Origin of the sequence: Streptococcus sp. 27098_8_86 (genome assembly GCF_041432595.1) — a bacterium.
Taxonomy (GTDB): domain Bacteria; phylum Bacillota; class Bacilli; order Lactobacillales; family Streptococcaceae; genus Streptococcus; species Streptococcus pneumoniae_F.
The window spans coordinates 62,138-87,706 of the sequence record NZ_JAPVZW010000006.1; the positions used below are offsets into that span (position 1 = coordinate 62,138).

Below are 25,569 nucleotides of genomic sequence, written 5' to 3' on the forward strand. Positions count from 1 at the left end.
ATTAAAAAATAGGATAAAAGGTAATATCAAATGAATAAAAAAAGATTATTAGTATGTGCTTTGGCATTTTCAACAGTTGGAGTATTGTCAACAATTGACACAACAGGAGTTCTACCTTTTTCAGCGCAAACGGTGCAGGCTGACACACAAACTCTTACCCCAACTGCAAAATATTATATTATTCTTCCGAATGATGCAGAAATATTTAATAGATGGAAGGGAACTGTTAATATTCCTATTATTGGGGCTACAAAAACTACTCCAGAATTATCTTATTTCCAAGAATCCGATCGTAACTATATAGCTAATGAGAATAAGTCGGGTGCCAATTACATAGAGTGGAAAGGAACAGTAGAAGAGTTTAAAGAGGCCATTAAGAAGCTGACTGATAAAAAATCAACTACTGCAACACCAAAAAAGGATGAAAAACCAAAGCCAACACCAAAACCGGATGAAAAACCAAAGCCAACACCAAAACCAGATGAGAAGCCAACATCAAAACCTACAGTTCAGTCTGGTTGGGTAGGTTCATCCTATTATCAAAATGGTAAAAAAGTCACTAGTAAGTGGATTTTTGATAAAAAATATAATTCATACTTCTATCTAGATGCATCAGGAAATTATGTTCAAAACGCTTGGGTAGGTAACTATTATCTCAAATCAGGCGGATACATGGCTAAAGGTGAGTGGGTTTATGATAAGAGCTACGGCTCATACTACTATCTAACATCAGAAGGTAGCTACGCTCGTAATACTTGGGTGGGTAATTACTACCTTAAATCAAATGGTAAGATGGCCAAAGGTGAGTGGGTTTATGATAAGAACTATGGTTCATATTACTATCTAACATCAGAAGGTAGCTACGCTCGTAACACTTGGTCAGGCAATTATTATTTGAAGTCAAATGGTAAGATGGCTAAAGGTGAATGGATTTATGATAAGAACTATGGTTCATATTACTATCTAACATCAGAAGGTAGCTATGCTCGCAATGCGTGGTCAGGCAATTATTATTTGAAGTCAAATGGTAAGATGGCTAAGAGTGAGTGGATTTATGATAAGAACTATGGTTCATATTACTATCTAACATCAGAAGGTAGCTACGCTCGTAATACTTGGGTAGGAAATTACTACCTCAAATCAAACGGTAAGATGGCTAAAAGTGAATGGGTTGATGGAGGTCGTTACTATGTAGGATCTAATGGATTATGGGAAACTAAAGCATCAACCAATAGTGAATATTCTGCTGCTTTAGGAAAGGCAAAGAGTTATAACTCGCTATTCCATATGTCAAAAAAACGTATGTATAGACAATTAACTTCTGAATTTGATAAATTTTCAAATGATGCAGCTCAATATGCGATTGATCATTTAGAAGCCGATTATAAATATAATGCCTTATTTAATGCTAAGAACTATAGAAAATTATTTAATATGTCTAAATCTGGTCTTTTCAATCAATTGACCTCTTATATAGATGGCTTTACAGAAGAAGAAGCAAACTATGCAATTCAACATTTAGGTGACTAATTATTTAGAATGACTATTTTAACACCAATTGACAAGTCAAGTACAACAAAGTTGTTCCTCTGATTAAGAGAGTATCTTTCAAGCTGTTTGAGTGAGCTCAAACAGCTTTTTTGCGGACTATAGCCAAGTTCAAAATAGAAGGTTCTTCTATTGTCTTTCCACCCAGAACAGAATGGATTTTCCAATTTCAAAAAGGGATTGGAGTTTATAGGTGTGAACAAAGGCATCTATGCTATGTCCCGTTGGTTTCCCCAAAAATCTCAGCCGGTTTGAGTCCTACGTTTAAATAAGCTTCAATTTCTACTCGCTCAGCTTCAGATTAGTGCTTGTGTAGTTATTATTTTAATGTAAAAAAGATTAAGGATATGATATACTATAAGTGTAAATCATAAGAAAAGGAGATTTTTATGAGAAAATCAAAAAAAATTTTGGTTACAAGTTTAGCAGCAACTACTTTTGCACTTGTTTCTCTTTCAGATACAATGGGGATGTTGCCTTTCTCATCTCAGAAAGTATCTGCTCAAGAAAAGGACGCATCTAAAAATGGTAAGATTGTAAAAGAGAATACAAAACCCGCACCAAAACCCGCACCAAAACCCGCACCAAAACCCGCACCAAAACCTGCGCCGAAGCCGGCACCAAAACCTGCGCCGAAGCCAGCACCAAAGCCTGCGCCGAAGCCAGCACCAAAACCTGCGCCGAAGCCGGCACCAAAACCTGCGCCGAAGCCAGTACCAAAACCCACGCCGAAGCCAGCACCAAAACCTGCGCCGAAGCCAGCACCAAAACCTGCGCCGAAGCCAGCACCAAAACCCTCGCCGAAGCCAGTACAGAAACCCGCGCCGAAGCCGGCATCAAAACCCGCGCCTAAGCCGGCACCAAAACCCTCGCCGAAGCCGGCACCAAAACCTGCGCCGAAGCCGGCACCAAAACCTGCGCCGAAGCCAGCACCGAAACCTAAAGAAACAACTCCTAAACAGGATAAATCAAAATCTAAAGTTCAGACTGGCTGGGTAGGAAATTACTACCTCAAATCAGATGGGAAGAGAGCTAAAAATCAATGGGTAGATGGTGGTCGTTATTATGTTGATTCTGATGGAAAAAAGGTTAAAAGTGACTGGATTTATGATAAAAAGCATGGTTCCTATTATTATCTAACAGCAGAAGGAAGCTCTGCTCGCAATAAATGGGTAGGAAATTATTACCTCAAATCAGATGGAAAGATGGCCAAGAATGAATGGGTAGATAGCGGTCGTTACTATGTTGATTCTAAAGGCAAAATGGTAAGGGGCAAATGGGTAGATGGTGGCCGTCACTATGTAGACTACGATGGTGTGCGGCAACCAAAACTAGATGGGAAGCAGTACAATGCTGCTTTAAATAAAGCGAAAAGCTATAATTCGGTTTTACATAAGTCAAAAAAAGCTCTCTATGACTCATTAACGTGGTATGGTTTTTCAAGTTCAGCAGCGCAGTATGCCATCGATCACTTGAATGCAGATTACAAAGCAAATGCCTTAATTACAGCAAGAGAATACCGAAAGAATAACCATTTATCAAAGACAGAGATTTATGAGTGGCTAACTTCTTCTTGGATTGGAAAATTTACAAAAGAAGAAGCAAACTATGCCATTCAAAAACTAGGGGATAAATAGTTATTAATTATTAGATGTAACTTTTTCATGCAAAGCTTTGCACAAATCTAACGATTTTGTTATACTATATCTGTAAGCATTTTCAATTAAAAAGGAGAAGACGATGAGTCAAAAGATTATTGGGATTGACCTTGGTGGTACATCTATCAAGTTTGCAATTTTAACTCAAGAGGGAGAAATCCAAGAAAAATGGTCTATCAAGACTAATATTTTGGATGAGGGGAGTCATATCGTTGATGATATGATTGAGTCTATTCAACATCGTTTAGACCTGCTTGGATTGGCAGCAGCGGACTTCCAAGGTATTGGAATGGGATCACCAGGTGTGGTTGACCGTGAAAAAGGTACTGTTATCGGTGCCTACAACCTCAACTGGAAAACCCTTCAACCAATCAAAGAGAAGATTGAAAAAGCCTTGGGTATTCCATTCTTCATCGATAATGATGCCAACGTAGCTGCTCTTGGTGAACGTTGGATGGGGGCTGGTGATAACCAACCAGATGTTGTCTTTATGACACTTGGTACAGGTGTTGGTGGCGGTATCGTCGCTGAAGGCAAATTGCTTCACGGTGTGGCTGGTGCAGCAGGTGAGCTTGGCCACATCACTGTTGACTTTGACCAACCAATCGCATGTACTTGCGGTAAGAAAGGTTGCCTTGAGACAGTCGCTTCAGCAACAGGGATTGTCAACTTGACTCGTCGTTATGCTGATGAATACGAAGGTGATGCAGCCTTGAAACGCTTGATTGATAACGGAGAAGAAGTAACTGCTAAGACTGTCTTTGATTTGGCAAAAGAAGGAGACGACCTTGCTTTGATCGTTTACCGTAACTTCTCACGTTACTTGGGAATCGCTTGTGCTAACATTGGTTCAATCCTAAACCCATCAACCATCGTTATCGGTGGTGGTGTATCAGCTGCAGGAGAATTCCTTCTACAAGGTGTTCAAAAAGTCTATGACGAAAATACCTTCCCACAAGTACGCACATCAACTAAATTGGCTCTTGCAACTCTAGGAAATGACGCTGGAGTTATCGGAGCAGCATCACTTGTATTGCAATAAAATAATAAAAGGAGAAAAACACTACTTTAAATCGAGTGATTTTCCTCCTTTCTTTTTTTATGCTATACTAGTTAGGACAATAAATGAGGTGAGAGTAAATGACAAAAGCAGATACGATTTTTAAAGAAAATATTGAACGAATCCTCAAAGACGGTGTCTTTTCAGAGCAGGCTCGTCCCAAGTACAAGGATGGAACCGTTGCCAACTCCAAGTATGTAACGGGTGCCTTTGCAGAGTATGACTTAGCAAAAGGGGAATTCCCCATCACAACCTTGCGTCCTATTGCCATCAAATCCGCCATCAAGGAAGTGCTCTGGATTTACCAAGACCAGTCAAATAGCCTAGACGTGCTTAATGACAAGTACAATGTTCACTACTGGAATGACTGGGAAGTGGGAGATACGGGAACTATTGGTGAGCGTTACGGGGCGGTCGTTAAGAAACACGACATCATCAATAAGCTTCTCAAGCAGTTGGAAGCCAACCCTTGGAACCGCCGCAATATTATCTCTCTCTGGGATTATCAAGCTTTTGAGGAGACGGACGGCCTCCTCCCATGTGCCTTTCAGACCATGTTTGATGTCCGCCGTGTAGATGGAGAAATCTATCTGGATGCGACCTTGACCCAGCGTTCTAACGACATGCTAGTGGCCCACCATATTAACGCTATGCAGTATGTGGCTCTTCAAATGATGATTGCCAAGCATTTTGGCTGGAAGGTTGGGAAGTTCTTCTACTTTATCAACAACCTCCATATCTATGATAATCAATTTGAACAAGCTCAGGAATTGCTTCGTCGTGAGCCGTCAAACTGCCAACCACGCTTGGTTTTAAATGTTCCTGATGAGACTAGTTTCTTTGATATCAAAGCAGAAGATTTTGAGTTGGTGGATTATGACCCTGTCAAGCCACAGTTGAAGTTTGACCTAGCTATTTAAAAGAATAGAAAAAAGAAGTTGAGACAATAAATCCCAACTTCTTTTGTTTCTTAACGTGATACGCGGCGACGAGCTGCTTTTTTACGGTTTTCTTCGATGAAAGCTGCTTTTTGCTCTTCTGGTTCGATCACTTTCTTTTTAAATGCGTATACTGCACCTGCGACGGCAGCGACAGTTCCTGCGACACCTGTTACAAGACCTTTAGCAAATCCTTTAGCCATGAGTCTTCCTCCTTTATATTCTCAATCAGCCAGCCTCCTCAAGAGGTCACATTTTTCTGACTGACCTTTTTGTGTTATAATAATAGTAACGAAAAAATGGGAATTTTTCAAGGAAAAAAGATGAAAACAAAAATAATTGTGATTGTTGGACCGACTGCAGTTGGAAAGACGGCTCTAGCCATTGAAGTAGCCAAGCGTTTTAATGGCGAAGTGGTTAGTGGAGATAGCCAGCAGGTTTATCGAGGTCTAGATATAGGGACGGCCAAGGCTAGTCCAGAAGAGCAGGCAGCTGTTCCTCATCATTTAATCGATGTTAGAGAGGTAACCGAGTCTTACTCGGCTTTTGATTTTGTTTCAGAAGCTAAGATGGCTATTGAGGATATTCACAGTCGGGACAAGCTAGCTATTATTGCTGGTGGGACTGGGCTTTATATCCAGAGCTTGCTTGAAGGCTACCACCTAGGTGGGGAGACTCCCCATGAGGAAATTTTGGCCTATCGGGCTAGCTTGGAGCCTTATACAGATGAGGAATTAGCTCATATTGTGGAGCAAGTAGGCCTTGAAATTCCTCAGTTTAATCGTCGTCGTGCAATGCGTGCCTTGGAAATTGCCCATTTTGGTCAGGATTTGGAAAATCAAGAGAGTCTATATGAACCGCTGATTATCTGCTTGGATGATGAGCGCAGTCAATTATATGAACGTATCAATCACCGAGTGGACCTGATGTTTGAAGCTGGACTTCTAGACGAAGCCAAGTGGTTGTTTGACCATTATCCAGATGTGCAGGCTGCTAAAGGGATTGGTTACAAGGAACTCTTTCCTTATTTCCGTGGAGAGCAGACCTTGGAGGAAGCTAGTGAGAGTCTCAAACAGGCTACCCGTCGTTTTGCCAAGCGTCAGCTGACCTGGTTCCGTAATCGCATGCAGGTCACCTTTTATCAGATTGGAGAAGCTGGTGTGCAAGACCGCATTTTATGCCAGATAGAGGAGTTTTTAGATGATTGAAACGGAGAAAAAAGAGGAACGAGTCCTGCTCATTGGTGTAGAATTGCAGGGGATGGACAATTTTGACCTCTCCATGGAAGAATTGGCCAGTCTAGCCAAGACAGCTGGAGCAGTTGTTGTAGATAGCTACAGACAAAAACGTGAAAAATATGATTCTAAGACCTTCGTCGGCTCTGGTAAGTTGGAAGAGATTGCGCTTATGGTGGATGCAGAAGAAATCACCACTGTCATCGTCAACAAGCGTCTGACCCCAAGGCAAAATGTCAATCTAGAGGAAGTTCTGGGTGTCAAGGTCATTGATCGTATGCAGTTGATTTTGGATATCTTTGCCATGCGGGCTCGAAGTCATGAAGGGAAACTTCAAGTTCATCTTGCCCAGCTCAAGTATCTCTTGCCCCGCTTGGTTGGTCAGGGAATTATGCTTAGTCGTCAGGCAGGCGGAATTGGTTCCCGTGGACCTGGTGAAAGCCAGCTGGAGCTGAACCGTCGTAGCGTTCGCAACCAAATCACGGATATCGAGCGTCAGCTTAAGGTCGTTGAGAAAAATAGGGCGACAGTCAGAGAAAAACGTTTGGAGTCAAGCACCTTTAAGATTGGTTTGATTGGTTATACCAATGCTGGGAAGTCAACTATCATGAACACCTTAACCAGTAAGACCCAGTATGAGGCTGACGAGCTCTTTGCGACTCTGGACGCGACGACTAAGAGTATCCATCTGGGAGGCAATCTCCAAGTGACTTTAACTGATACAGTTGGCTTTATCCAAGATTTGCCAACAGAGTTGGTATCCAGTTTTAAGTCGACCTTGGAAGAAAGCAAGCATGTGGACCTTCTGGTTCATGTTATCGATGCCAGCAATCCTTACCATGAGGAGCATGAAAAAACAGTTCTGTCCATCATAAAAGACCTGGACATGGAAGATATTCCTCGTCTGACACTTTATAATAAAGCGGATTTGGTGGAGGATTTCACGCCTACCCAAACGCCTTATGCACTGATTTCTGCTAAATCTAAGGATAGTCGCGAACAGTTGCAGGCTTTATTGCTGGATAAGATCAAGGAAATTTTTGACCCCTTTACCCTGCGAGTGCCTTTTTCAAAGTCCTACAAGATTCACGATTTAGAAAGTGTTGCGATTCTTGAAGATCGTGATTATCAGGAAGACGGCGAAGTCATTACAGGCTACATTTCCGAGAAAAATAAATGGAGGTTAGAGGAATTTTATGACTGATATTAAAACGTTGGCTCTAAAATATGGGGGCTATACAAGTCTGGACAAGGTCTATCTAGATCAACTTCTAGCTGGTAAAACAAATCAAGAGCAGTTGGCACTGATCACTCCTCCACCTAGCGTGGTCAATGCTTACTTTGCAGAACTCTACCAGAAAAAGAGTCCTGAGGCTGCGACGGATTATTTTGCGGAACTCAGTCAGGAACTGAATCTTTACAATGCTGAACCTAGTTTCACCCTAGAAAACAAGCCTTTTATTCGGCTTAATCTGTCTGGCAAATCCTTTGGTTTTTGTTATGAGAGTGAGGGGCTTGGTCGGATTTTCTCTGAGAATGAAGAGAAGATTTCTGATGACTTGCTTTTTGAAATTGCACAAATTTTTCCCCATCAGCTAGTCTTTGAGGAGTCTGGAAAGATTTACATGAAGGCTGTCGGAGATGAGGAAGTTGTTAGCGTGGAGAATCTAACAGCTTTGACTGATTTGGAAAGTTTGGCTGATGGTCGCAAGCGTCTTAAAGGTTACAGCCAAGAGGAGTTAATACAAGAAGCTGCTTCTTTTTCTGGCAAACGCTATTTCCGATCGGAAAACCGCACAGCCATGTTATATATTGATTAATTAGAAAGTATCGAATGGATATTCAATTTTTAGGAACGGGGGCTGGTCAGCCCTCTAAAGCCCGCAACGTTTCAAGTCTAGCTCTGAAATTATTAGACGAGATTAACGAAGTTTGGCTCTTTGACTGTGGAGAAGGAACGCAAAATCGCATCCTGGAAACCACGATTCGACCGCGTAAGGTCAGCAAAATCTTTATCACTCACTTGCACGGAGACCACATCTTTGGCTTGCCAGGTTTCCTTTCTAGTCGTGCCTTTCAAGCCAATGAAGAGCAGACAGATTTAGAAATCTATGGACCGCTAGGGATCAAATCATTTGTCTTAACCAGTCTTCGTGTGTCAGGTTCTCGTCTGCCCTACCGCATTCATTTTCATGAGTTTGACCAAGATTCTCTAGGAAAAATCCTTGAGACCGATAAATTCACTGTATATGCAGAGGAGTTGGACCACACTATTTTCTGCGTTGGCTATCGTGTCATGCAAAAGGACCTAGAAGGAACGCTGGATGCTGAAAAACTCAAGGTAGCTGGTGTCCCATTTGGCCCACTTTTTGGGAAAATCAAGAATGGTCAGAACGTTGTTCTTGAAGATGGGACTGAAATCAAGGCAGCAGACTATATCTCAGCTCCACGTCCAGGTAAAATTATCACTATTTTAGGAGACACTCGAAAAACGGATGCCAGTGTGCGTCTGGCTGTTAATGCCGATGTCCTTGTCCATGAGTCCACTTATGGCAAGGGTGATGAAAAAATTGCTCGTAACCATGGCCACTCTACTAATATGCAAGCGGCACAAGTAGCGGTAGAAGCAGGAGCCAAACGCCTCTTGCTCAATCACATCAGTGCCCGTTTCCTCTCAAAAGATATCAGCAAGCTCAAAAAAGACGCTACTAGTGTCTTTGAAAATGTCCATGTGGTCAAAGACTTGGAAGAAGTGGAAATCTAAAAGCTTGGGAAAGGATAAGTATGCCTACTATTCTCATTACAGGTGCTAGCGGTGGCCTAGCTCAAGAAATGGTCAAACTCTTGCCAAATGACCAACTCATCTTACTTGGTCGAAATAAGGAAAAATTAGCTCAACTCTATGGAAACCATCCACAAGCAGAATTGGTTGAAATCGATATTACCGATGATTCAGCCTTAGAAACTCTGGTAGCAGACCTCTATCTACGTTATGGCAAGATTGATGTTTTGATAAACAACGCTGGTTACGGGATTTTTGAGGAATTTGACCAGATTTCTGACCAAGATATTCATCAGATGTTCGAGGTCAATACCTTTGCCCTAATGAATCTGTCTCGTCGCCTTGCGGCTCGGATGAAGGAAAGCCAAAACGGCCATATCATCAATATCGTTAGCATGGCTGGTTTGATTGCTACTGGCAAGTCCAGTCTCTACTCAGCGACCAAGTTTGCGGCCATTGGTTTTTCAAATGCGTTACGCCTCGAACTTATGTCATATGGAGTCTATGTGACAACAGTCAATCCAGGACCAATCCGAACAAGATTTTTTGACCAAGCCGACCCAGATGGCACCTATCTCAAGTCGGTTGAACGCTTCCTGTTGAAACCAGATGCAGTGGCTAAAAAGATTGTCAAGATTATAGGAAAAAACAAACGAGAACTCAATCTCCCGATGTTGTTGAACCTAGCCCATAAGTTTTATACTCTTTTTCCAAAGCTATCTGATAAGCTGGCAGGGGAAACTTTTAATTATAAATAGTAGAAGTTCCTTTTAAAGGGACTTTTTTACTTCTTTTAATTTAAAGGTTAATAAGTATTTTTTCTTTTAAAACTACATTCAGTTTTTTTAAAATTCTTCTACAAATTTTAGAAAAAACAATCAAAAATATTATTTTATATGCTAGAGTATTGAAAATTCCTATATTATTTAATAAAATAAGGGTAAAAGACTATTAAAAGTTATGCGCTTACACAAAAATGAAAACGATTACTAAAAGGAGGATTTTATGGAAAAAAGCCATTGGAATCGTAAAAGAGTCTATAGCATTCGTAAGTTTGCTGTAGGAGCTTGCTCAGTAATGATTGGAACTTGTGCAGTTCTATTCGCAGGAAATATAGCTGGAGAATCTGTAGTTAATGCGGATGAAACACCTATTACTCGTACTGCTGAGAAACCTAAAGAGGAAAATCCTATAGTAGAAGAAAAGGTTGATCAAGCTTTGGAAACTAAAAATGTAGTCGAAAGTACAGCACAAAAACAATCTAGTGCCACTGAGTCTATTTCATCTGAGAAGAAAGAAGATAAAGCAGTAACTCCAAAAGAGGAAAAAGCTCCAAAGATAGAATCACAAGCTTCAAGTCAAGAAAAACCGCTCAAGGAAGATGTTAAAGCTGTGACAAATGAAGAAGTCAATCAAATGATTGAAGACAGAAAAGTGAATTTTAACCAAAATTGGCACTTTAAACTCAATGCGAATTCTAAAGAAGCCATTAAACCGGATGCAGATGTATCTACGTGGAAAAAATTAGATTTACCGCATGACTGGAGTATCTTTAACGATTTTGATCATGAATCTCCTGCACAAAATGAAGGTGGACAGCTTAACGGTGGGGAAGCTTGGTATCGCAAGACTTTCAAACTAGATGAAAAAGATCTCAAGAAAAATGTTCGCCTCACTTTTGATGGCGTCTACATGGATTCTCAAGTTTATGTCAATGGTCAGTTAGTGGGTCATTACCCAAATGGTTATAACCAATTTTCATATGACATCACTAACTATTTGAACAAAGATGGACGTGAGAATGTAATTGCTGTTCATGCAGTCAACAAACAACCAAGCAGCCGTTGGTATTCAGGTAGCGGTATTTATCGTGATGTGACTTTACAAGTGACAGATAAAGTTCATGTTGAGAAAAATGGGACAACCATCTTAACACCAAAACTTGAACAACAGCAACACGGCAAGGTTGAAACTCATGTGACTAGTAAAATTGTCAATACGGACGACAAAGACCATCAACTTGTAGCAGAATATCAAATCGTTGAACGTGGTGGTCAGGCTGTGACAGGTCTAGTACGTACAGAGAGCCGTACCTTGAAAGCACATGAAGTAACTAGTCTTGATGCGATTTTAGAAGTTGAAAGACCAAAACTCTGGACGGTTTTAAATGACAAACCGGCCTTGTATGAATTAGTTACACGTGTTTACCGGGACGGTCAATTAGTTGATGCTAAGAAAGATCTGTTTGGTTACCGATATTATAACTGGACTCCAAATGAGGGCTTCTCTTTGAATGGTGAACGCATTAAATTCCATGGAGTTTCCTTGCACCATGACCACGGAGCGCTTGGAGCAGAAGAAAACTACAAGGCTGAGTACCGTAGACTGAAACAGATGAAGGAAATGGGGGTGAATTCGATTCGTACGACTCACAACCCAGCAAGTCCTCAGACTTTACAGATTGCAGCTGAACTTGGCTTACTTGTTCAAGAAGAGGCCTTTGATACTTGGTATGGCGGAAAGAAACCTTATGACTATGGACGTTTCTTTGAAAAAGATGCTACCCATCCTGAGGCTAAAAAAGGTGAAAAATGGTCTGACTACGATCTACGTACTATGGTAGAGAGAGACAAAAATAATCCCGCTGTTTTTATGTGGTCAATCGGAAATGAAATCGGTGAAGCAAATGGGGATCCTCATTCTCTAGCGACTGTTAAACGTCTAGTCAAAGTTATCAAGGATGTTGATAAAACTCGTTATGTTACCATGGGAGCAGATAAGTTCCGTTTCGGTAATGGTAGCGGTGGGCATGAAAAAATTGCTGATGAACTCGATGCTGTTGGATTTAACTACTCTGAAGATAATTACAAAGCCCTTAGAGCTAAGCATCCAAACTGGTTGATTTATGGGTCAGAAACATCTTCAGCAACGCGTACAAGAGGAAGTTACTTCCACCCAGAGCGTGAGTGGGTACAAAGTAATCAGTCATGGCGTAACTATGAACAGTCAGATTATGGAAATGACCGTGTTGGTTGGGGTAAAACGGCAACTGCTTCATGGACATTTGACCGTGACAATGCTGGCTATGCTGGTCAGTTCATTTGGACAGGTACGGACTATATCGGTGAACCAACTCCATGGCATAACCAAAACAACACGCCGGTTAAAAGCTCTTATTTTGGTATCGTAGATACTGCAGGTATTCCAAAAAACGACTTTTATCTTTACCAAAGTCAATGGGTTTCTGCAAAGAAAAAACCAATGGTTCACCTTCTTCCTCACTGGAACTGGGAAAACAAAGAGTTGATAGACAATGTAGCAGACGCGGAAAATAAAATCCCTGTACGTGCTTATTCTAATGCTGCAAGTGTAGAATTGTTCTTGAATGGAAAATCTCTTGGTCTTAAGACTTTCAACAAAAAACAAACTAGCGATGGACGAACTTACCAAGAAGGTGCTAATGCTAATGAACTTTATCTTGAATGGAAAGTTGCTTATCAACCAGGTACCTTGGAAGCAATTGCTCGTGATGAATCTGGCAAGGAAATTGCTCGAGATAAGATTACGACTGCTGGTAAGCCAGCGGCTGTTCGTCTTATCAAAGAAGATCATGCAATCGCAGCAGATGGAAAAGACTTGACATACATCTACTACGAAATCGTTGACAGCCAAGGGAATGTAGTACCAACTGCCAATAATCTGGTTCGCTTCCAATTACACGGACAAGGCCAACTTGTCGGTGTCGATAACGGGGAACAAGCCAGCCGTGAACGCTATAAGGCGCAAGCAGATGGTTCTTGGACTCGTAAAGCATTTAATGGTAAAGGTGTTGCCATTGTCAAATCAACTGAACAAGCAGGTAAATTCACACTGACAGCCCATTCAGATCTCTTGAAATCTAGTCAAGTAACTGTCTTTACTGGTAAAAAAGAAGGACAAGAAAAAACTGTTTTAGGGACAGAAGTAGCAAGAGTTCGTACATTAATTGGTAAAGAACCAAAAATGCCGAAAACAGTAGGTTTTGTATACAGCGATGGTAGTCGTGAAAAACTTCCAGTAACTTGGTCTCAAGTCGATGTTAGTCAAGCAGGAGTTGTGACTGCTAAAGGTACAGCAAATGGACGTGAGGTAGAGGCTCGTGTTGAGGTTCTAGCAATTGCGAAAGAATTACCAACAGTTAAACGTGTTGCTCCAGGAGCAGATTTGAACACTGTAGATAAATATGTGTCAATACTTGTAACCGATGGAAGTGTACAAGAGTACGAAGTAGATAGCTGGGAGATTGCGGAAGCAGATAAAGCCAAACTTTCAGTAGCAGGATCACGTATTCAAATGACTGGTCAGTTAGCTGGAGAAACTATTCATGCAACCCTTGTGGTAGAAGAAGGAAAAGCTGCAGCACCTGTAGTGCCAACTGTTACTGTTGGTGGTGAGGCAGTAACAGGGCTTACTAGTCAACAACCAATGCAATACCGCACTCTTGCTTATGGTGCCCAATTGCCAGAAGTCATAGCAAGTGCTGAAAATGCTGATGTTACAGTTCTTCAAGCAAGCGCAGCAAACGGCATGCGTGCGAGCATCTTTGTTCAGTCTAAAGATGGTGCCCCTCTTCAAACCTATGCAATTCAATTCCTAGAAGAAGCACCAAAAATTGCTCACTTGAGCTTGCAAGTGGAACAAGCTGACGGTCTCAAAGAAGACCAAACAGTCAACTTGTCGGTTCGAGCTCATTATCAAGATGGAACGCAAGCTGTATTACCAGCTGATAAGGTGAGCTTCTCTACAAGTGGTGAAGGGGAAGTTGCAGTCCGAAAAGGAATGCTTGAGTTGCATAAACCAGGAGCACTTACTCTGAAAGCTGAATATGAGGGTGCTACAGGTCAAATCAATCTCACTATACAAGCCAATACTGAGAAGAAGATTGCGCAATCCATCCGTCCTGTAAATGTAGTGACAGATTTACACCAAGAACCTACTCTTCCATCAACAGTAACGGTTGAGTATGACAAAGGTTTCCCTAAAGCTCACAAAGTCACTTGGCAAGCTATTCCGAAAGAAAAACTAGACCACTATCAAAGCTTTGAAGTGTTAGGTAAAGTTGAAGGAATTGACCTGGAAGCGCGTGCTAAAGTATCTGTAGAAGGCATCGTTTCAGTTGAAGAAGTTAGTGTGACAACTCCAATCGCAGAAGCACCACAATTACCAGAAAGCGTTCGTACATATGATTCAAATGGTCACGTTTCATCAGCTAAGGTTGTATGGGATGCGATTCGTCCAGAGCAATACGCTAAGGAAGGTGTCTTTACAGTTAATGGTCGCTTAGAAGGTACTCAATTAACAACTAAACTTCATGTTCGCGTATCTGCTCAAACTGAGCAAGGTGCAAACATTTCTGACCAATGGACCGGTTCAGAATTGCCACTTGCCTTTGCTTCAGATTCAAATCCAACCGACCCTGTTTCAAATGTCAACGATAAATTGATTTCCTTTAATGACCGACCAGCCAATCGTTGGACAAACTGGAATCGTAGTAATCCAGAAGCTTCAGTCGGTGTTCTGTTTGGAGATTCAGGTATCTTGAGCAAACGCTCCGTTGATAATCTAAGTGTCGGATTCCACGAAGACCATGGAGTTGGCGCACCGAAGTCTTATGTGATTGAGTATTATATTGGTAAGACTGTTCCAACAGCACCTAAAAACCCTAGCTTTGTAGGTAATGAAGAACATGTCTTTAACGATCCTGCAAACTGGAAAGAGGTAAGCAATCTCAAAGCTCCAGCTCAACTCAAGGCTGGAGAAATGAACCACTTTAGCTTTGATAAAGTTGAAACCTATGCTGTTCGTATTCGCATGGTAAGGGCAGACAACAAACTTGGAACTTCTATCACAGAAGTACAAATCTTTGCGAAACAAGTTGCGGCAGCCAAACAAGGACAAACAAGAATCCAAGTTGACGGTAAAGACTTAGCAACCTTTAACCCTGATTTGACAGACTACTACCTTGAGTCTGTCGATGGAAAAATTCCTGCAGTAACAGCAAGTGTTAGCAACAATGGTCTAGCGACTGTTGTTCCAAGTGTTCGTGAAGGTGAGCCAGTTCGTGTTATCGCGAAAGCTGAAAATGGCGACATCTTAGGAGAATACCGTCTGCACTTCACTAAGGATAAAGACTTACTTTCTCGTAAACCAGTTGCTGCGGTTAAACAAGCTCGCTTGTTGCAACTAGGTCAACCACTTGAATTGCCGACTAAGGTTCCAGTTTACTTCACAGGTAAAGACGGCTACGAAGCAAAAGACCTGACAGTTGAATGGGAAGAAGTTCCAGCAGAAAATCTGACAAAAGCAGGTCAATTTACTGTTCGAGGTCGTGTCCTTGGTAGCAATCTTACTGCAGAGTTCACTGTAAGAGTGACAGATAAACTTGGTGAGGCTCTTTCAGATAACCCTAACTATGATGAAAACAGTAACCAGGCCTTTGCTTCAGCAACTAATGATATTGACGACAGTTCTCATGACCGTGTAGACTATATCAATGATAGAGATCACTCTGAAAATCGTCGTTGGACAAACTGGTCTAAAACGCCATCTTCTAATCCAGAAGTATCAGCAGGTGTGATCTTCCGTGAAAATGGTAAGATTGTAGAGCGGACTGTTGCGCAAGCCAAACTTCACTTCTTTGCAGATAGTGGTACGGATGCGCCTTCTAAACTTGTTTTAGAGCGCTATGTCGGTCCAGACTTTGAAGTGCCTACCTACTATTCAAACTACCAAGCTTACGAATCTGGACATCCATTTAACAATCCAGAAAATTGGGAAGCTGTTCCTTATCGTGTGGATAAAGACATTGCAGCTGGTGATGAAATCAACGTAACATTTAAAGCTGTCAAAGCTAAAGCCATGAGATGGCGTATGGAGCGTAAAGCAGATAAGAGCGGTGTTGCGATGATTGAGATGACCTTCCTTGCACCAAGCGAATTGCCTCAAGAAAGTACTCAATCGAAGATTCTTGTAGATGGAAAAGAACTTGCTGATTTCGCTGAAAATCGTCAAGATTATCAAATTACCTATAAAGGTCAACGTCCAAAAGTCTCAGTTGAAGAAACCAATCAAGTAGCTTCAACAGTTGTAGATAGTGGAGAAGACAGCCTTCCAGTACTTGTTCGCCTCGTTTCAGAAAGTGGAAAACAAGTTAAGGAATACCGTATCCAGTTGACTAAGGAAAAACCAGTTTCTGAGAAGACAGTTGCTGCTGTACAGGAGGAACTTCCAAAACTTGAATTTGTTGAAAACGATTTGGCCTACAAGACAGTTGAGAAAAAAGATTCAACACTTTATCTAGGTGAGACTCGTGTAGAACAAGAAGGAAAAGTTGGTAAGGAACGTATCTTTACAGCAATTAATTCTGATGGAAGTAAGGAAGAAAAACTCCATGAAGTGGTAGAGGCACCGATAGACCGCATCGTCTTGGTTGGAACGAAACCAGGCACCGCCCTTCCAGAAGATGAAGTGAAGAATCTTGTCCTTAACAGACCAGAACTTGTGGTCGAAGAAGAAACCATTGATTTCAAGGTTCAGGAACGTAAGTCTGATAAGTTGTATCTAGGTGAAACCCGTGTTCTTCAAGAAGGAAAACAAGGAGTCCGTGTTCGCTTGATCGAAGTGGAAAACGGAAAACGTCAGCTTAAAGAAACTTACGATAAAGTTGCGGCACAAGATCGTATCGTGGAAGTGGGGACCAACCCAGGCACTTCTCTTCCAGAAGACGAAGTGAAGAATCTTGTGCTTAACAGACCAGAACTTGTAATTGAAGAAGAAACAATCGATTTCAAAGTTCAGGAACAAAAGAACGATAAACTTCCAGTAGGTCAAACTCGAGTCCTCCAAGAAGGAAGACAAGGAGTCCGTGTTCACTTAATCGAGGTTGAAAATGGTAAGCGAACTGAAAAGGATAGCTATGATAAAGTTATGGCTCAGGATCGCATCATAGAAGTCGGTACAGCTGGTGAAACAACGAAACCAGTACAGCCGGTAGATACAAAACCACAAGTGTCAGAAAAAGCAGAAACAAAACCAATTGCTCCAAGTGAAGCTAGTCAAACTAATAAAGCCCAGTTACCAAATACAGGTAGTGTGACAAGCCAAGAAACAGTAGCAGCAGGTTTAGCTCTACTCTGTTTGAGTGCAGGATTAGTAGCCACTAAAGGTAAAAAAGAAGACTAGAAATTTTGATACTTTCGTTATCATTAAAGAGTGGAGAGAAACTCTTGTCTTAGATAGAAGATAAATCCCTTGGAATATAAGTTTCTAAGGGATTTTCTTTGTATAAAATTGTATAGTGTTATTATCTACCTTATTTTGTAGAGAAAGCAAAAATCCCTAGAAAATGTTTAGGGATTCAATTATTTCATTAAGAACAATTCAACAATCATCTCGATATACATGACAAGGGTTAATAAGAATCCTGCACGCCAGAAAAATTTGATGAATTTAGGATAGTAAAAGCTACGTTTTTTCAAAAGGAAGAAAAAAACGAGAATAATGGCTAGGAGAGAGAGGGCTAGGCCTAGTCTAGGGAGGAAATTATGGGTAAAGGTTTTAGCTGTAATCAAGTAATACTCAAATACCAAGACTGGAAAAGCCAAATCCGCAAAGTTTCGTCCTAATTTTTTTAATCTAAAAAGTTTGGTTATGATAATGCAGACTACTAAGGTCAGTATCAATAATAAAATAGATGCTAATTTCATTAAAATCATATCCATATTGTATCATAAAAAATCGCTAATGGAAACGAGAAACAGAGGAATTTATAGGAAAGTCAGGCTTTTGAGATTGTGGTTGTTTTTTGTTATAATGAAAGTTATGAAATCTTATAACACCTTGAATGATTATTATCGAAAACTCTTTGGAGAAAAGACCTTTAAAGTCCCTATTGATGCGGGATTTGACTGTCCCAATCGTGATGGAACTGTGGCTCATGGGGGCTGTACTTTTTGTACGGTTTCCGGTTCTGGAGATGCCATTGTGGCACCAGATGCGCCTATTCGTGAGCAATTTTATAAGGAAATTGACTTTATGCACCGCAAGTGGCCAGATGTTCAGAAGTATCTGGTTTATTTTCAGAATTTTACCAATACCCATGAAAAGGTGGAAATCATTCGGGAACGCTATGAGCAGGCCATCAATGAGCCAGGTGTAGTAGGAATCAATATCGGAACACGGCCAGACTGTTTACCAGACGAAACCATCGAATATTTGGCTGAGTTGTCGGAGCGCATGCATGTGACGGTTGAATTGGGCTTGCAGACTACTTATGAAGCAACCTCTGACCTGATTAACCGTGCCCATTCCTATGAATTGTACGTGGAAACGGTCAAGCGTTTGAGAAAGTATCCCAAGATTGAGATTGTTTCTCATTTGATCAATGGCTTGCCTGGTGAAACCCATGAGATGATGATTGAAAATGTCCGTCGCTGTGTCACGGATAACGATATTCAAGGGATTAAACTGCATTTGCTCCATCTTATGACAAATACTCGTATGCAACGAGATTACCACGAAGGACGCTTGCAACTGATGAGTCAGGACGAGTATGTCAAGGTCATCTGCGATCAATTGGAAATCATTCCCAAGCATATCGTTATCCATCGAATCACAGGAGATGCACCTAGAGATATGCTGATTGGGCCTATGTGGAGCCTCAATAAATGGGAAGTCCTCAACAGCATTGAGATGGAGATGCGACGTCGTGGAAGTGTTCAAGGATGCAAGGCTGTAAAACAGGAGTTTGAAAATGAAAAGACCACTTGAGATGGCACATGATTTTTTGGCTGAGGTAGTGACAAAAGACGATATCGTAGTGGATGCGACCATGGGAAATGGTCATGACACGCTTTTTCTAGCCAAGCTAGCTAAGCAAGTCTATGCTTTTGATATTCAGGAGCAAGCCTTGGAAAAGACGCAAGAGCGTTTGAACCAAGCTGGCCTGACAAATGCCCAGTTAATCTTGCAAGGCCATGAGACACTGGACCAGTTTGTGACAGAAGCCAAGGCAGGAATTTTCAATCTGGGCTATTTGCCGTCAGCTGATAAGTCAGTCATTACCCAACCTCAGACAACGATTGAAGCCTTAGAAAAGCTGTGTCATTTGCTTGTCAAAGGGGGACGGATTGCCATCATGATCTACTATGGGCATGAAGGAGGCGACCTCGAGAGGGATGCTGTCTTGGATTTTGTCAGTCAGTTGAAGCAACAAGAGTACACAGCTGCCATTTACCGAACTTTAAACCAAGTCAACAACCCACCATTTTTAGTGATGATTGAAAAATTAGAGAGATATAGACATGGATAAACAATACCTACGTGAAAAGCTGGATGCCATGCGCCAGAATTTTGTTGAATCAACCCACCACGAACGAGCGGTGGGGGTGTTAGACCAAGCGCATATGAGCAAAAAAATGCTTAAAATCAAGAAAAAATTAGTAGCTCTTGAAATGGAACGGTGCCAGAGAAAAATTGAGCACAAGGACTGTTCCAAGGTTGATCAAAAAATCAAAGAGCAGAAGGAGATATTTGAATCCTGTTGTAAAAAAGACTAAGGAGGAATTGCGTGGAATTACTGATTTACCTCATCCTATTTTTACTGGTCTTGATTGTTTCAAGTACAACCAATAAGCTCCTGCCCTTTTTGCCGCTTCCATTGGTTCAAATTCTTTTGGGAATTGTGATTGGTCTCTTTTTACCAAATACTGACTTTCATCTCAATACGGAGTTGTTTTTGGCTCTGGTTATCGGGCCCTTGCTTTTCCGAGAGTCCGAAGAAGCAGATATTACGGCTATTTTAAAACACTGGCGAATCATTGTCTATCTCATATTTCCAGTGATTTTCATCTCGACCCTGAGTTTGGGTGGCTTGGCTCATCTTCTTTGGCTCAGCCTTCCCTTGGCAGCTTGCTTGGCTGTTGGGGCAGCCCTTGGCCCTACGGACTTGGTGGCCTTTGCCTCTCTTTCGGAGCGCTTTAGCTTTCCTAAGCGCGTGTCCAATATCCTCAAGGGTGAGGGACTCTTGAATGATGCTTCGGGATTGGTGGCCTTTCAGGTAGCTTTGACAGCTTGGACAACTGGAGCCTTTTCCCTTGGGCAAGCTAGTAGCTCGCTCATCTTTTCAATTCTAGGTGGTTTTCTGATTGGCTTTTTAACAGCCATGACCAATCGTTTCCTCCATACTTTTTTGTTAAGTGTGCGCGCAACGGATATAGCTAGTGAGCTCCTTCTGGAATTGAGTTTGCCTCTAGTGACCTTCTTTCTAGCAGAAGAAGTACACGTTTCTGGGATTATTGCCGTTGTAGTTGCGGGGATTTTAAAGGCAAGTCGCTTTAAGAAAATCACGCTTCTCGAAGCCCAAGTGGATACGGTGACCGAGACAGTCTGGCATACAGTAACCTTTATGCTCAACGGTTCTGTCTTTGTGATTTTGGGAATAGAGTTGGAAATGATAGCAGAGCCTATCTTGACCAATCCGATCTATAATCCCTTACTTTTATTGGTATCTCTTATAGCCCTTACCTTTGTCCTCTTTGCCATTCGTTTTGTCATGATCTATGGCTATTATGCCTACAGGACTCGACGCCTCAAGAAAAAGTTAAATAAGTATATGAAGGACATGCTTCTTTTGACTTTTTCAGGTGTCAAGGGAACGGTGTCCATTGCTACGATTCTTCTGATACCAAGTAATCTAGAGCAGGAATATCCAATCTTGCTTTTCCTTGTCGCAGGGGTGACGCTTGTCAGCTTTTTAACAGGTCTCTTGGTCTTACCTCATCTTTCTGATGAACAGGAAGAAAGCAAGGATTATCTCATGCATATCGCCATTTTGAATGAAGTAACGATAGAGTTGGAAAAAGAGTTGGAAGACACCAGAAATAAACTTCCCCTCTATGCGGCTATTGACAATTACCATGGTCGTATTGAAAATCTCATCCTGAGTCAAGAAAATAAGGGGGCTCAAGAAGACTGGGAGGCCTTGAAACTTCTTATCCTCAGTATTGAAAGTGATGGTTTGGAACAAGCTTACGAGGAAGGCAAGATGAGTGAGCGTGCTTATCGGGTTTACCAACGTTATCTGAAAAACATGGAACAAGGTATCAATCGCAAGTTTGCTTCAAGATTGACCTATTACTTCCTTGTCTCCTTGCGGATTTTACGTTTTCTCCTTCATGAAGTCTTTACCTTTGGCAAGACCTTCCGCAGTTGGAAAAATGAAGAATCACAGAAACTCAGAGCCCTTGACTATGATCAAATTGCAGAGCTTTATCTAGAAAATACAGAGATGATTATCGAAAGTTTGGAGAACCTAAAAGGGGTTTATAAGAGCTCTTTAATCAGCTTCATGCAGGATTCTCGTCTCCGTGAAACAGCTATCATCACCAGTGGTGCCTTTGTCGAACGGGTTATCAATCGTGTCAAACCTAACAATATCGATGAAATGCTGAGAGGCTACTATCTAGAGCGCAAGTTGATTTTCGAATACGAAGAAAAACGATTGATTACGACCAAGTATGCCAAGAAGTTACGACAAAATGTGAATAACTTAGAGAACTATTCTCTCAAGGAAGCTGCCAATACCCTGCCTTATGATATGGTGGAATTGGTAAGAAGAAATTAGTTAATACTCTTCGAAAATCTCTTCAAACACGTCAGCGTCGCCTTACCGTAGATTTATGTAACTGACTTCGTCAGTCTTATCTACCACCTCAAAACAGTGTTTTGAGCAACCTGCGGCTAGCTTCCTAGTTTGCTCTTTGATTTTCATTGAGTATAAGATTGTAAGTGAAGGAGCGTGACATGAAGAAGTGGTGGAAAGAGCTGATAGACAGGCCTTTAGTAAAAGCTTTTTTGCATTATTATCAAGCCTCGGATAGTGAGTTGACCAGTGTCGCAGTAGCCTACTATTGGTTGATTTCGATTTTTCCCCTGCTTTTGGTGGTGGTTAATATCCTCCCTTATTTTCAGATTCCAGTTTCTAATTTTTTAAAGGTTGTCAATGAATTTTTGCCGGAAACCATGTATGATGTAGTCGCAAAGATTATTACAGAAGTGCTAACCCAACCTTCAACGGGCTTATTGAGTTTTGCGGTTTTGTCAGCCCTCTGGACCTTTTCAAAATCCATGAATTTCTTACAGAAAGCCTTTAATAAAGCTTACGGAGTAGCAAAAAATCGTGGGATGATTTCCCATCAGCTTATGAGTTTGTTTGTCAGTTTTGGCTTGCAGATTCTCTTTGCCTTGGCTCTCTTTCTGAGTGTTTTTGGCCGTATGCTCCTCAACCTTATCAAAAGTTACTGGAAATCAGATAGTCCTCTCTTTGATTACCTGCAGGATCTGACAGGCCCCTTGGTCTATGCCCTGATTTTTGCAATCTTGGTCATGCTTTATTATTTCCTGCCCAATGTTAAGGTGCGAAGGATTCGCTCTGTATTGCCAGGTAGTGCCTTTGTCTTGTTGACTCTGGTCTTACTGCTCAATATCTTTTCAGTCTATATTAACAATTATGTCAATCACCTAGTGGACGTGCGTTTTTTCAGTTCCGTCGTCGTGGTGGTCATGATGTTCTGGTTTATTCTCATCGCTAAGATTTTAATTGTCGGCGCGGTGATTAATGCCAGTGTGCAGAGTTTGAAAGATCTGAATTTTAGAAAAGACTAACGAATTTTTAATTCATTACAAAACGCATAATATCAAGGTTGATGTGTACTGACCCCAAAAAGGCGACAAAAGCAAGCACCTGCAAGCAACGTGCCGAAATGGTCAAATCCTGATTATGTCAACGAATTAGACCCAAAAATCGTTGATATGCTAGTAGAATTTCACAAGTCGCAAGGCACTTTGGAAACTCCCGAGACGCAAGCAGAAATCGCCCAAAAACGTGAAGAAATCGAGCAAAGGAGAGCTGAGCTTGAGGCTAAAAAACAAGAACTTTTGAACCGCTTGAACAAATAGAGCTTCGCAAGTATTATGCTTACAAATTACTTGAGCAATTAACTAAAATATAAACCCTGCCTATATATAAAGGCAGGGTTTATATTTTAGAAATTCACGTAGGTTGTTTCGGTTTTTACATACCCAGTATAGTCTGAGTTTCTATAGAATTCAGTGATAAACTTCCATTTTCTTTGAGAAATATGGATATAAGTACTTGTTATGTAGTATGGATATGGGCTTTGTGAATCCAAGTAAGACTGATAAGCTTGTATACCAAAATATGCTCCACCAATTATGCCACCCCATGGGGCACCCAATATAGAACCTATAAGGCCAAACATCGCGGTTATTCCAGAATCAATCATGAAGTTAGCGAATGTGTTGGCTAGTTTATTCCCATGTATTGTGTTGACGTAATTCCAAACATTAGGATCGTATGATCTAAAAGATATATTTAGGTCGATTTCATTCTTTTGATAAGCCATATAAAATGACCCATTGATATAGACACCATCAGCACGTTGTTCAATAGTGTCTACACTTCCATCTGGATTGACCACCTCAAGAACTTCATCGCTTAAAATATTTACTTGCGTATCTCCGAACCGCACTGATGAGCCATTCTTAAACTGAGTCTCACCAGATACAACTTTAGAGTTTGCCGATAAGCTATCATCAGCAAAAACAACAAGCGATGGGGAAATGCTAGACATACAGAAAACAGACATAACTAGCAAACACATGCATTTAAACATCTTAGACATAACGGAAACTCCTTTGTATTTTTGATTTTTTTCAACTTTTGTTATACAATAAAACCAAATAAAAAGAAAGCGATAACAATATGCTTAATGTGAAAATTTTTTATATATTTTTATTTTTGATCTTTGTCGAAACTACAGGCTTGTTGTTGTTGAAAAGAGGTCTCGAAATGGGTTATTTAGACACAGAAGCTATTATCCTCGCAATTTTTTCATTTGCTTTTTACAACCTATGTTCATTCGGTTGGGTCTACTTTACAATAAAAAACAATAAAAAATAAATAGACGTATTTTCAAAAAAAGATTGTATATTTATCTCAGTAAAACGACGATTTAAATCGTCGTTTTTTTGTATAACTCCCCCTGAAATTTATTTTAATTATGCAAATTTCACGTATTTTTGGTGCTGAGACAACGATTCTGAGAGCTTTTCAGACTTTGTCTATCATTAGAAAAGCTTAGAGCACCAAAGGATAATGCCTGATAATATGCGTTTTTTGATTATGAAAATTAATAGATAAACATGGCATCGCCAAAACTGAAGAAGCGATAGTGTTCTTGAATAGCGTGGTGATAAGCATCTAAAACTAATTCACGGCCTGCAAAGGCAGAAACCAACATGACCAGAGTTGATTTTGGCAGGTGGAAATTGGTTGAAAAGGCATCGACAACCTTCCATTCATAGCCAGGTTTGATAAAGATGTTGGTCCAGCCAGAATCTGCTTGGATTTGCCCATCAAACTTGGAACCAATAGTCTCCAAGGTGCGGATAGAAGTGGTTCCAACAGCGATGACACGACCACCATTTTCCTTAACAGAGCGAAGGGTGGCAGCTGCTTCCTCAGAAAGCTGGTAGAATTCTGAGTGCATTTCGTGTTCGTCCAGATTATCCACAGAAACAGGTCTAAAGGTTCCGAGCCCGACATGGAGAGTCAAATAGACCAGATGAACACCCTTGGCTTGGATTTCTGCCAGCAGTTCTTTGGTGAAGTGAAGACCAGCAGTTGGTGCAGCAGCAGAGCCACTTTCCTTGGCGTAGACGGTTTGATAACGTTCACGGTCATCCAATTTTTCGTGGATATAAGGCGGCAGAGGCATTTCTCCCAGACTTTCCAAAACTTCTAGGAAAATTCCTTGGTACTCAAAGAGGACAATACGGCCCCCGTGGGTCAATTCTTCCGTCACGACAGCGCTGAGACGACCATCGCCAAAGCTGACACGAGTACCAACCTTGAGGCGTTTGGCAGGTTTAGCCAGGACTTCCCACTCATCACCAGCAGTATTTTTGAGCAGGAGAAGTTCCACATGGCCTCCTGTCTCCTCTTTTTGACCATAGAGGCGGGCAGGAAGAACTCGGGTGTCGTTCATGACAAGGGCATCACCAGGTTCCAGCATATCAATAATAGAGTGGAAGTGTTTATCCTGCATTTCTCCCGTCTCACGGTTGACAACGAGGAGTTTAGAGGCGTCCCGTTTTTCAAGAGGCGTTTGGGCAATTAATTCCTCGGGTAAGTGGAAATCAAAATCAGCTGTATTCATATATCTGTTCATTCTTTCTAAGTTCTAATCTTATCCATTATAACATGTTTCAAGTATAGTCGCTCTTTTTT

The 25,569-nt window shown here is 41.2% G+C and carries 20 protein-coding genes; 16 read left to right on the top strand and 4 right to left on the bottom strand.

What is annotated here, in order from left to right:
- Window positions 1-30: 30 nt before the first annotated feature.
- From O3616_RS06720 to O3616_RS06735, 4 genes are all read left to right on the top strand, one after another.
- Entirely contained in the window at window positions 31-1,530 is a 1,500-nt protein-coding gene (locus tag O3616_RS06720; protein ID WP_371638436.1) for an Ltp family lipoprotein, read from the top strand.
- A gap of 407 nt (window positions 1,531-1,937) precedes the next feature.
- Window positions 1,938-3,185, top strand: coding sequence for an Ltp family lipoprotein (locus tag O3616_RS06725; RefSeq protein WP_371638437.1), 1,248 nt, complete (start codon window positions 1,938-1,940; stop codon window positions 3,183-3,185).
- Between the two features lie 103 nt (window positions 3,186-3,288).
- Window positions 3,289-4,248 carry an ROK family glucokinase gene (locus O3616_RS06730; protein WP_049493290.1) on the top strand — a complete coding sequence of 320 codons (960 nt, stop codon included), beginning with the start codon at window positions 3,289-3,291 and terminating at the stop codon, window positions 4,246-4,248.
- Between the two features lie 98 nt (window positions 4,249-4,346).
- Window positions 4,347-5,186, top strand: coding sequence for a thymidylate synthase (locus O3616_RS06735; protein WP_371638439.1), 840 nt, complete (start codon window positions 4,347-4,349; stop codon window positions 5,184-5,186).
- Between the two features lie 50 nt (window positions 5,187-5,236).
- Here O3616_RS06735 and O3616_RS06740 read toward each other — a convergent pair whose 3' ends face one another.
- A complete protein-coding gene (locus tag O3616_RS06740; protein ID WP_001051780.1) occupies window positions 5,237-5,407 on the bottom strand; it encodes a DUF3042 family protein in 171 nt (56 codons plus the stop codon).
- A 120-nt stretch (window positions 5,408-5,527) separates the two neighbouring features.
- Here O3616_RS06740 and miaA point away from each other — a divergent pair, with 120 nt between their 5' ends.
- From miaA to bgaA, 6 genes are all read left to right on the top strand, one after another.
- Complete coding sequence (gene miaA / locus O3616_RS06745; RefSeq protein WP_371638440.1) at window positions 5,528-6,412, top strand: tRNA (adenosine(37)-N6)-dimethylallyltransferase MiaA; 885 nt, start codon at window positions 5,528-5,530, stop codon at window positions 6,410-6,412.
- Window positions 6,405-7,643 carry a GTPase HflX gene (gene hflX / locus O3616_RS06750; protein ID WP_371638441.1) on the top strand — a complete coding sequence of 413 codons (1,239 nt, stop codon included), beginning with the start codon at window positions 6,405-6,407 and terminating at the stop codon, window positions 7,641-7,643. The genes miaA and hflX overlap by 8 nt, the downstream gene beginning before the upstream one ends.
- Window positions 7,636-8,259: a cystathionine beta-lyase gene (locus tag O3616_RS06755; protein WP_371638442.1), complete on the top strand. Its 624-nt coding sequence runs from the start codon at window positions 7,636-7,638 to the stop codon at window positions 8,257-8,259. Before hflX ends, O3616_RS06755 begins: the two co-directional genes overlap by 8 nt.
- A 14-nt stretch (window positions 8,260-8,273) precedes the next feature.
- Entirely contained in the window at window positions 8,274-9,203 is a 930-nt protein-coding gene (gene rnz, locus O3616_RS06760; RefSeq protein ID WP_371638443.1) for a ribonuclease Z, read from the top strand.
- Window positions 9,204-9,223: 20 nt separating this feature from the next.
- Window positions 9,224-9,979 carry an SDR family NAD(P)-dependent oxidoreductase gene (locus O3616_RS06765; RefSeq protein WP_371638444.1) on the top strand — a complete coding sequence of 252 codons (756 nt, stop codon included), beginning with the start codon at window positions 9,224-9,226 and terminating at the stop codon, window positions 9,977-9,979.
- A gap of 247 nt (window positions 9,980-10,226) precedes the next feature.
- A complete protein-coding gene (gene bgaA / locus O3616_RS06770; protein ID WP_371638445.1) occupies window positions 10,227-17,441 on the top strand; it encodes an LPXTG-anchored adhesin/beta-galactosidase BgaA in 7,215 nt (2,404 codons plus the stop codon).
- A gap of 179 nt (window positions 17,442-17,620) precedes the next feature.
- On the opposite strand, the gene O3616_RS06775 is transcribed toward bgaA, so the two are convergent.
- Window positions 17,621-17,980 (bottom strand): DUF3397 family protein, encoded by a 360-nt coding sequence (locus tag O3616_RS06775; RefSeq protein ID WP_004269933.1) that lies wholly within the window; start codon window positions 17,978-17,980, stop codon window positions 17,621-17,623.
- A 91-nt stretch (window positions 17,981-18,071) separates the two neighbouring features.
- Between O3616_RS06775 and O3616_RS06780 the strand changes: the two genes are divergently transcribed.
- The 6 genes from O3616_RS06780 (at window position 18,072) to O3616_RS06805 (ending at window position 23,216) form a co-directional block, all read left to right on the top strand.
- Entirely contained in the window at window positions 18,072-19,028 is a 957-nt protein-coding gene (locus O3616_RS06780) for a TIGR01212 family radical SAM protein (RefSeq protein ID WP_371638446.1), read from the top strand.
- Window positions 19,012-19,569, top strand: coding sequence for a class I SAM-dependent methyltransferase (locus tag O3616_RS06785; protein ID WP_371638447.1), 558 nt, complete (start codon window positions 19,012-19,014; stop codon window positions 19,567-19,569). Before O3616_RS06780 ends, O3616_RS06785 begins: the two co-directional genes overlap by 17 nt.
- Window positions 19,562-19,816 carry a hypothetical protein gene (locus tag O3616_RS06790; protein WP_371638448.1) on the top strand — a complete coding sequence of 85 codons (255 nt, stop codon included), beginning with the start codon at window positions 19,562-19,564 and terminating at the stop codon, window positions 19,814-19,816. The genes O3616_RS06785 and O3616_RS06790 overlap by 8 nt, the downstream gene beginning before the upstream one ends.
- 11 nt (window positions 19,817-19,827) lie before the next feature.
- Window positions 19,828-21,882: a cation:proton antiporter gene (locus tag O3616_RS06795; RefSeq protein ID WP_371638450.1), complete on the top strand. Its 2,055-nt coding sequence runs from the start codon at window positions 19,828-19,830 to the stop codon at window positions 21,880-21,882.
- 179 nt (window positions 21,883-22,061) lie between these two features.
- On the top strand, window positions 22,062-22,922 hold the full coding sequence (locus O3616_RS06800) for a YihY/virulence factor BrkB family protein (RefSeq protein WP_371638451.1): 861 nt from the start codon (window positions 22,062-22,064) through the stop codon (window positions 22,920-22,922).
- Window positions 22,923-23,012: 90 nt separating this feature from the next.
- On the top strand, window positions 23,013-23,216 hold the full coding sequence (locus O3616_RS06805) for a hypothetical protein (protein WP_371638452.1): 204 nt from the start codon (window positions 23,013-23,015) through the stop codon (window positions 23,214-23,216).
- An 86-nt stretch (window positions 23,217-23,302) separates the two neighbouring features.
- Here O3616_RS06805 and O3616_RS06810 read toward each other — a convergent pair whose 3' ends face one another.
- A complete protein-coding gene (locus tag O3616_RS06810; RefSeq protein ID WP_371638479.1) occupies window positions 23,303-23,911 on the bottom strand; it encodes a hypothetical protein in 609 nt (202 codons plus the stop codon).
- 558 nt (window positions 23,912-24,469) lie between these two features.
- Complete coding sequence (queA, locus tag O3616_RS06815) at window positions 24,470-25,498, bottom strand: tRNA preQ1(34) S-adenosylmethionine ribosyltransferase-isomerase QueA (protein ID WP_371638480.1); 1,029 nt, start codon at window positions 25,496-25,498, stop codon at window positions 24,470-24,472.
- Between the last annotated feature and the right edge of the window lie 71 nt (window positions 25,499-25,569).

Excerpts from the sequence above, each read along its gene's own strand:
- O3616_RS06800 (WP_371638451.1), top strand. The coding sequence starts at position 22,062 with ATGAAGAAGTGGTGGAAAGAGCTGATAGACAGGCCTTTAGTAAAAGCT.
- O3616_RS06810 (WP_371638479.1), bottom strand. The coding sequence starts at position 23,911 with ATGTCTAGCATTTCCCCATCGCTTGTTGTTTTTGCTGATGATAGCTTA.
- O3616_RS06740 (WP_001051780.1), bottom strand. The coding sequence starts at position 5,407 with ATGGCTAAAGGATTTGCTAAAGGTCTTGTAACAGGTGTCGCAGGAACT.
- queA (WP_371638480.1), bottom strand. The coding sequence starts at position 25,498 with ATGAATACAGCTGATTTTGATTTCCACTTACCCGAGGAATTAATTGCC.
- O3616_RS06765 (WP_371638444.1), top strand. The coding sequence starts at position 9,224 with ATGCCTACTATTCTCATTACAGGTGCTAGCGGTGGCCTAGCTCAAGAA.
- O3616_RS06730 (WP_049493290.1), top strand. The coding sequence starts at position 3,289 with ATGAGTCAAAAGATTATTGGGATTGACCTTGGTGGTACATCTATCAAG.
- O3616_RS06790 (WP_371638448.1), top strand. The coding sequence starts at position 19,562 with ATGGATAAACAATACCTACGTGAAAAGCTGGATGCCATGCGCCAGAAT.
- miaA (WP_371638440.1), top strand. The coding sequence starts at position 5,528 with ATGAAAACAAAAATAATTGTGATTGTTGGACCGACTGCAGTTGGAAAG.
- O3616_RS06725 (WP_371638437.1), top strand. The coding sequence starts at position 1,938 with ATGAGAAAATCAAAAAAAATTTTGGTTACAAGTTTAGCAGCAACTACT.
- O3616_RS06775 (WP_004269933.1), bottom strand. The coding sequence starts at position 17,980 with ATGGATATGATTTTAATGAAATTAGCATCTATTTTATTATTGATACTG.
- rnz (WP_371638443.1), top strand. The coding sequence starts at position 8,274 with ATGGATATTCAATTTTTAGGAACGGGGGCTGGTCAGCCCTCTAAAGCC.
- O3616_RS06735 (WP_371638439.1), top strand. The coding sequence starts at position 4,347 with ATGACAAAAGCAGATACGATTTTTAAAGAAAATATTGAACGAATCCTC.
- O3616_RS06780 (WP_371638446.1), top strand. The coding sequence starts at position 18,072 with ATGAAAGTTATGAAATCTTATAACACCTTGAATGATTATTATCGAAAA.
- O3616_RS06755 (WP_371638442.1), top strand. The coding sequence starts at position 7,636 with ATGACTGATATTAAAACGTTGGCTCTAAAATATGGGGGCTATACAAGT.
- hflX (WP_371638441.1), top strand. The coding sequence starts at position 6,405 with ATGATTGAAACGGAGAAAAAAGAGGAACGAGTCCTGCTCATTGGTGTA.
- O3616_RS06720 (WP_371638436.1), top strand. The coding sequence starts at position 31 with ATGAATAAAAAAAGATTATTAGTATGTGCTTTGGCATTTTCAACAGTT.
- O3616_RS06785 (WP_371638447.1), top strand. The coding sequence starts at position 19,012 with ATGAAAAGACCACTTGAGATGGCACATGATTTTTTGGCTGAGGTAGTG.
- bgaA (WP_371638445.1), top strand. The coding sequence starts at position 10,227 with ATGGAAAAAAGCCATTGGAATCGTAAAAGAGTCTATAGCATTCGTAAG.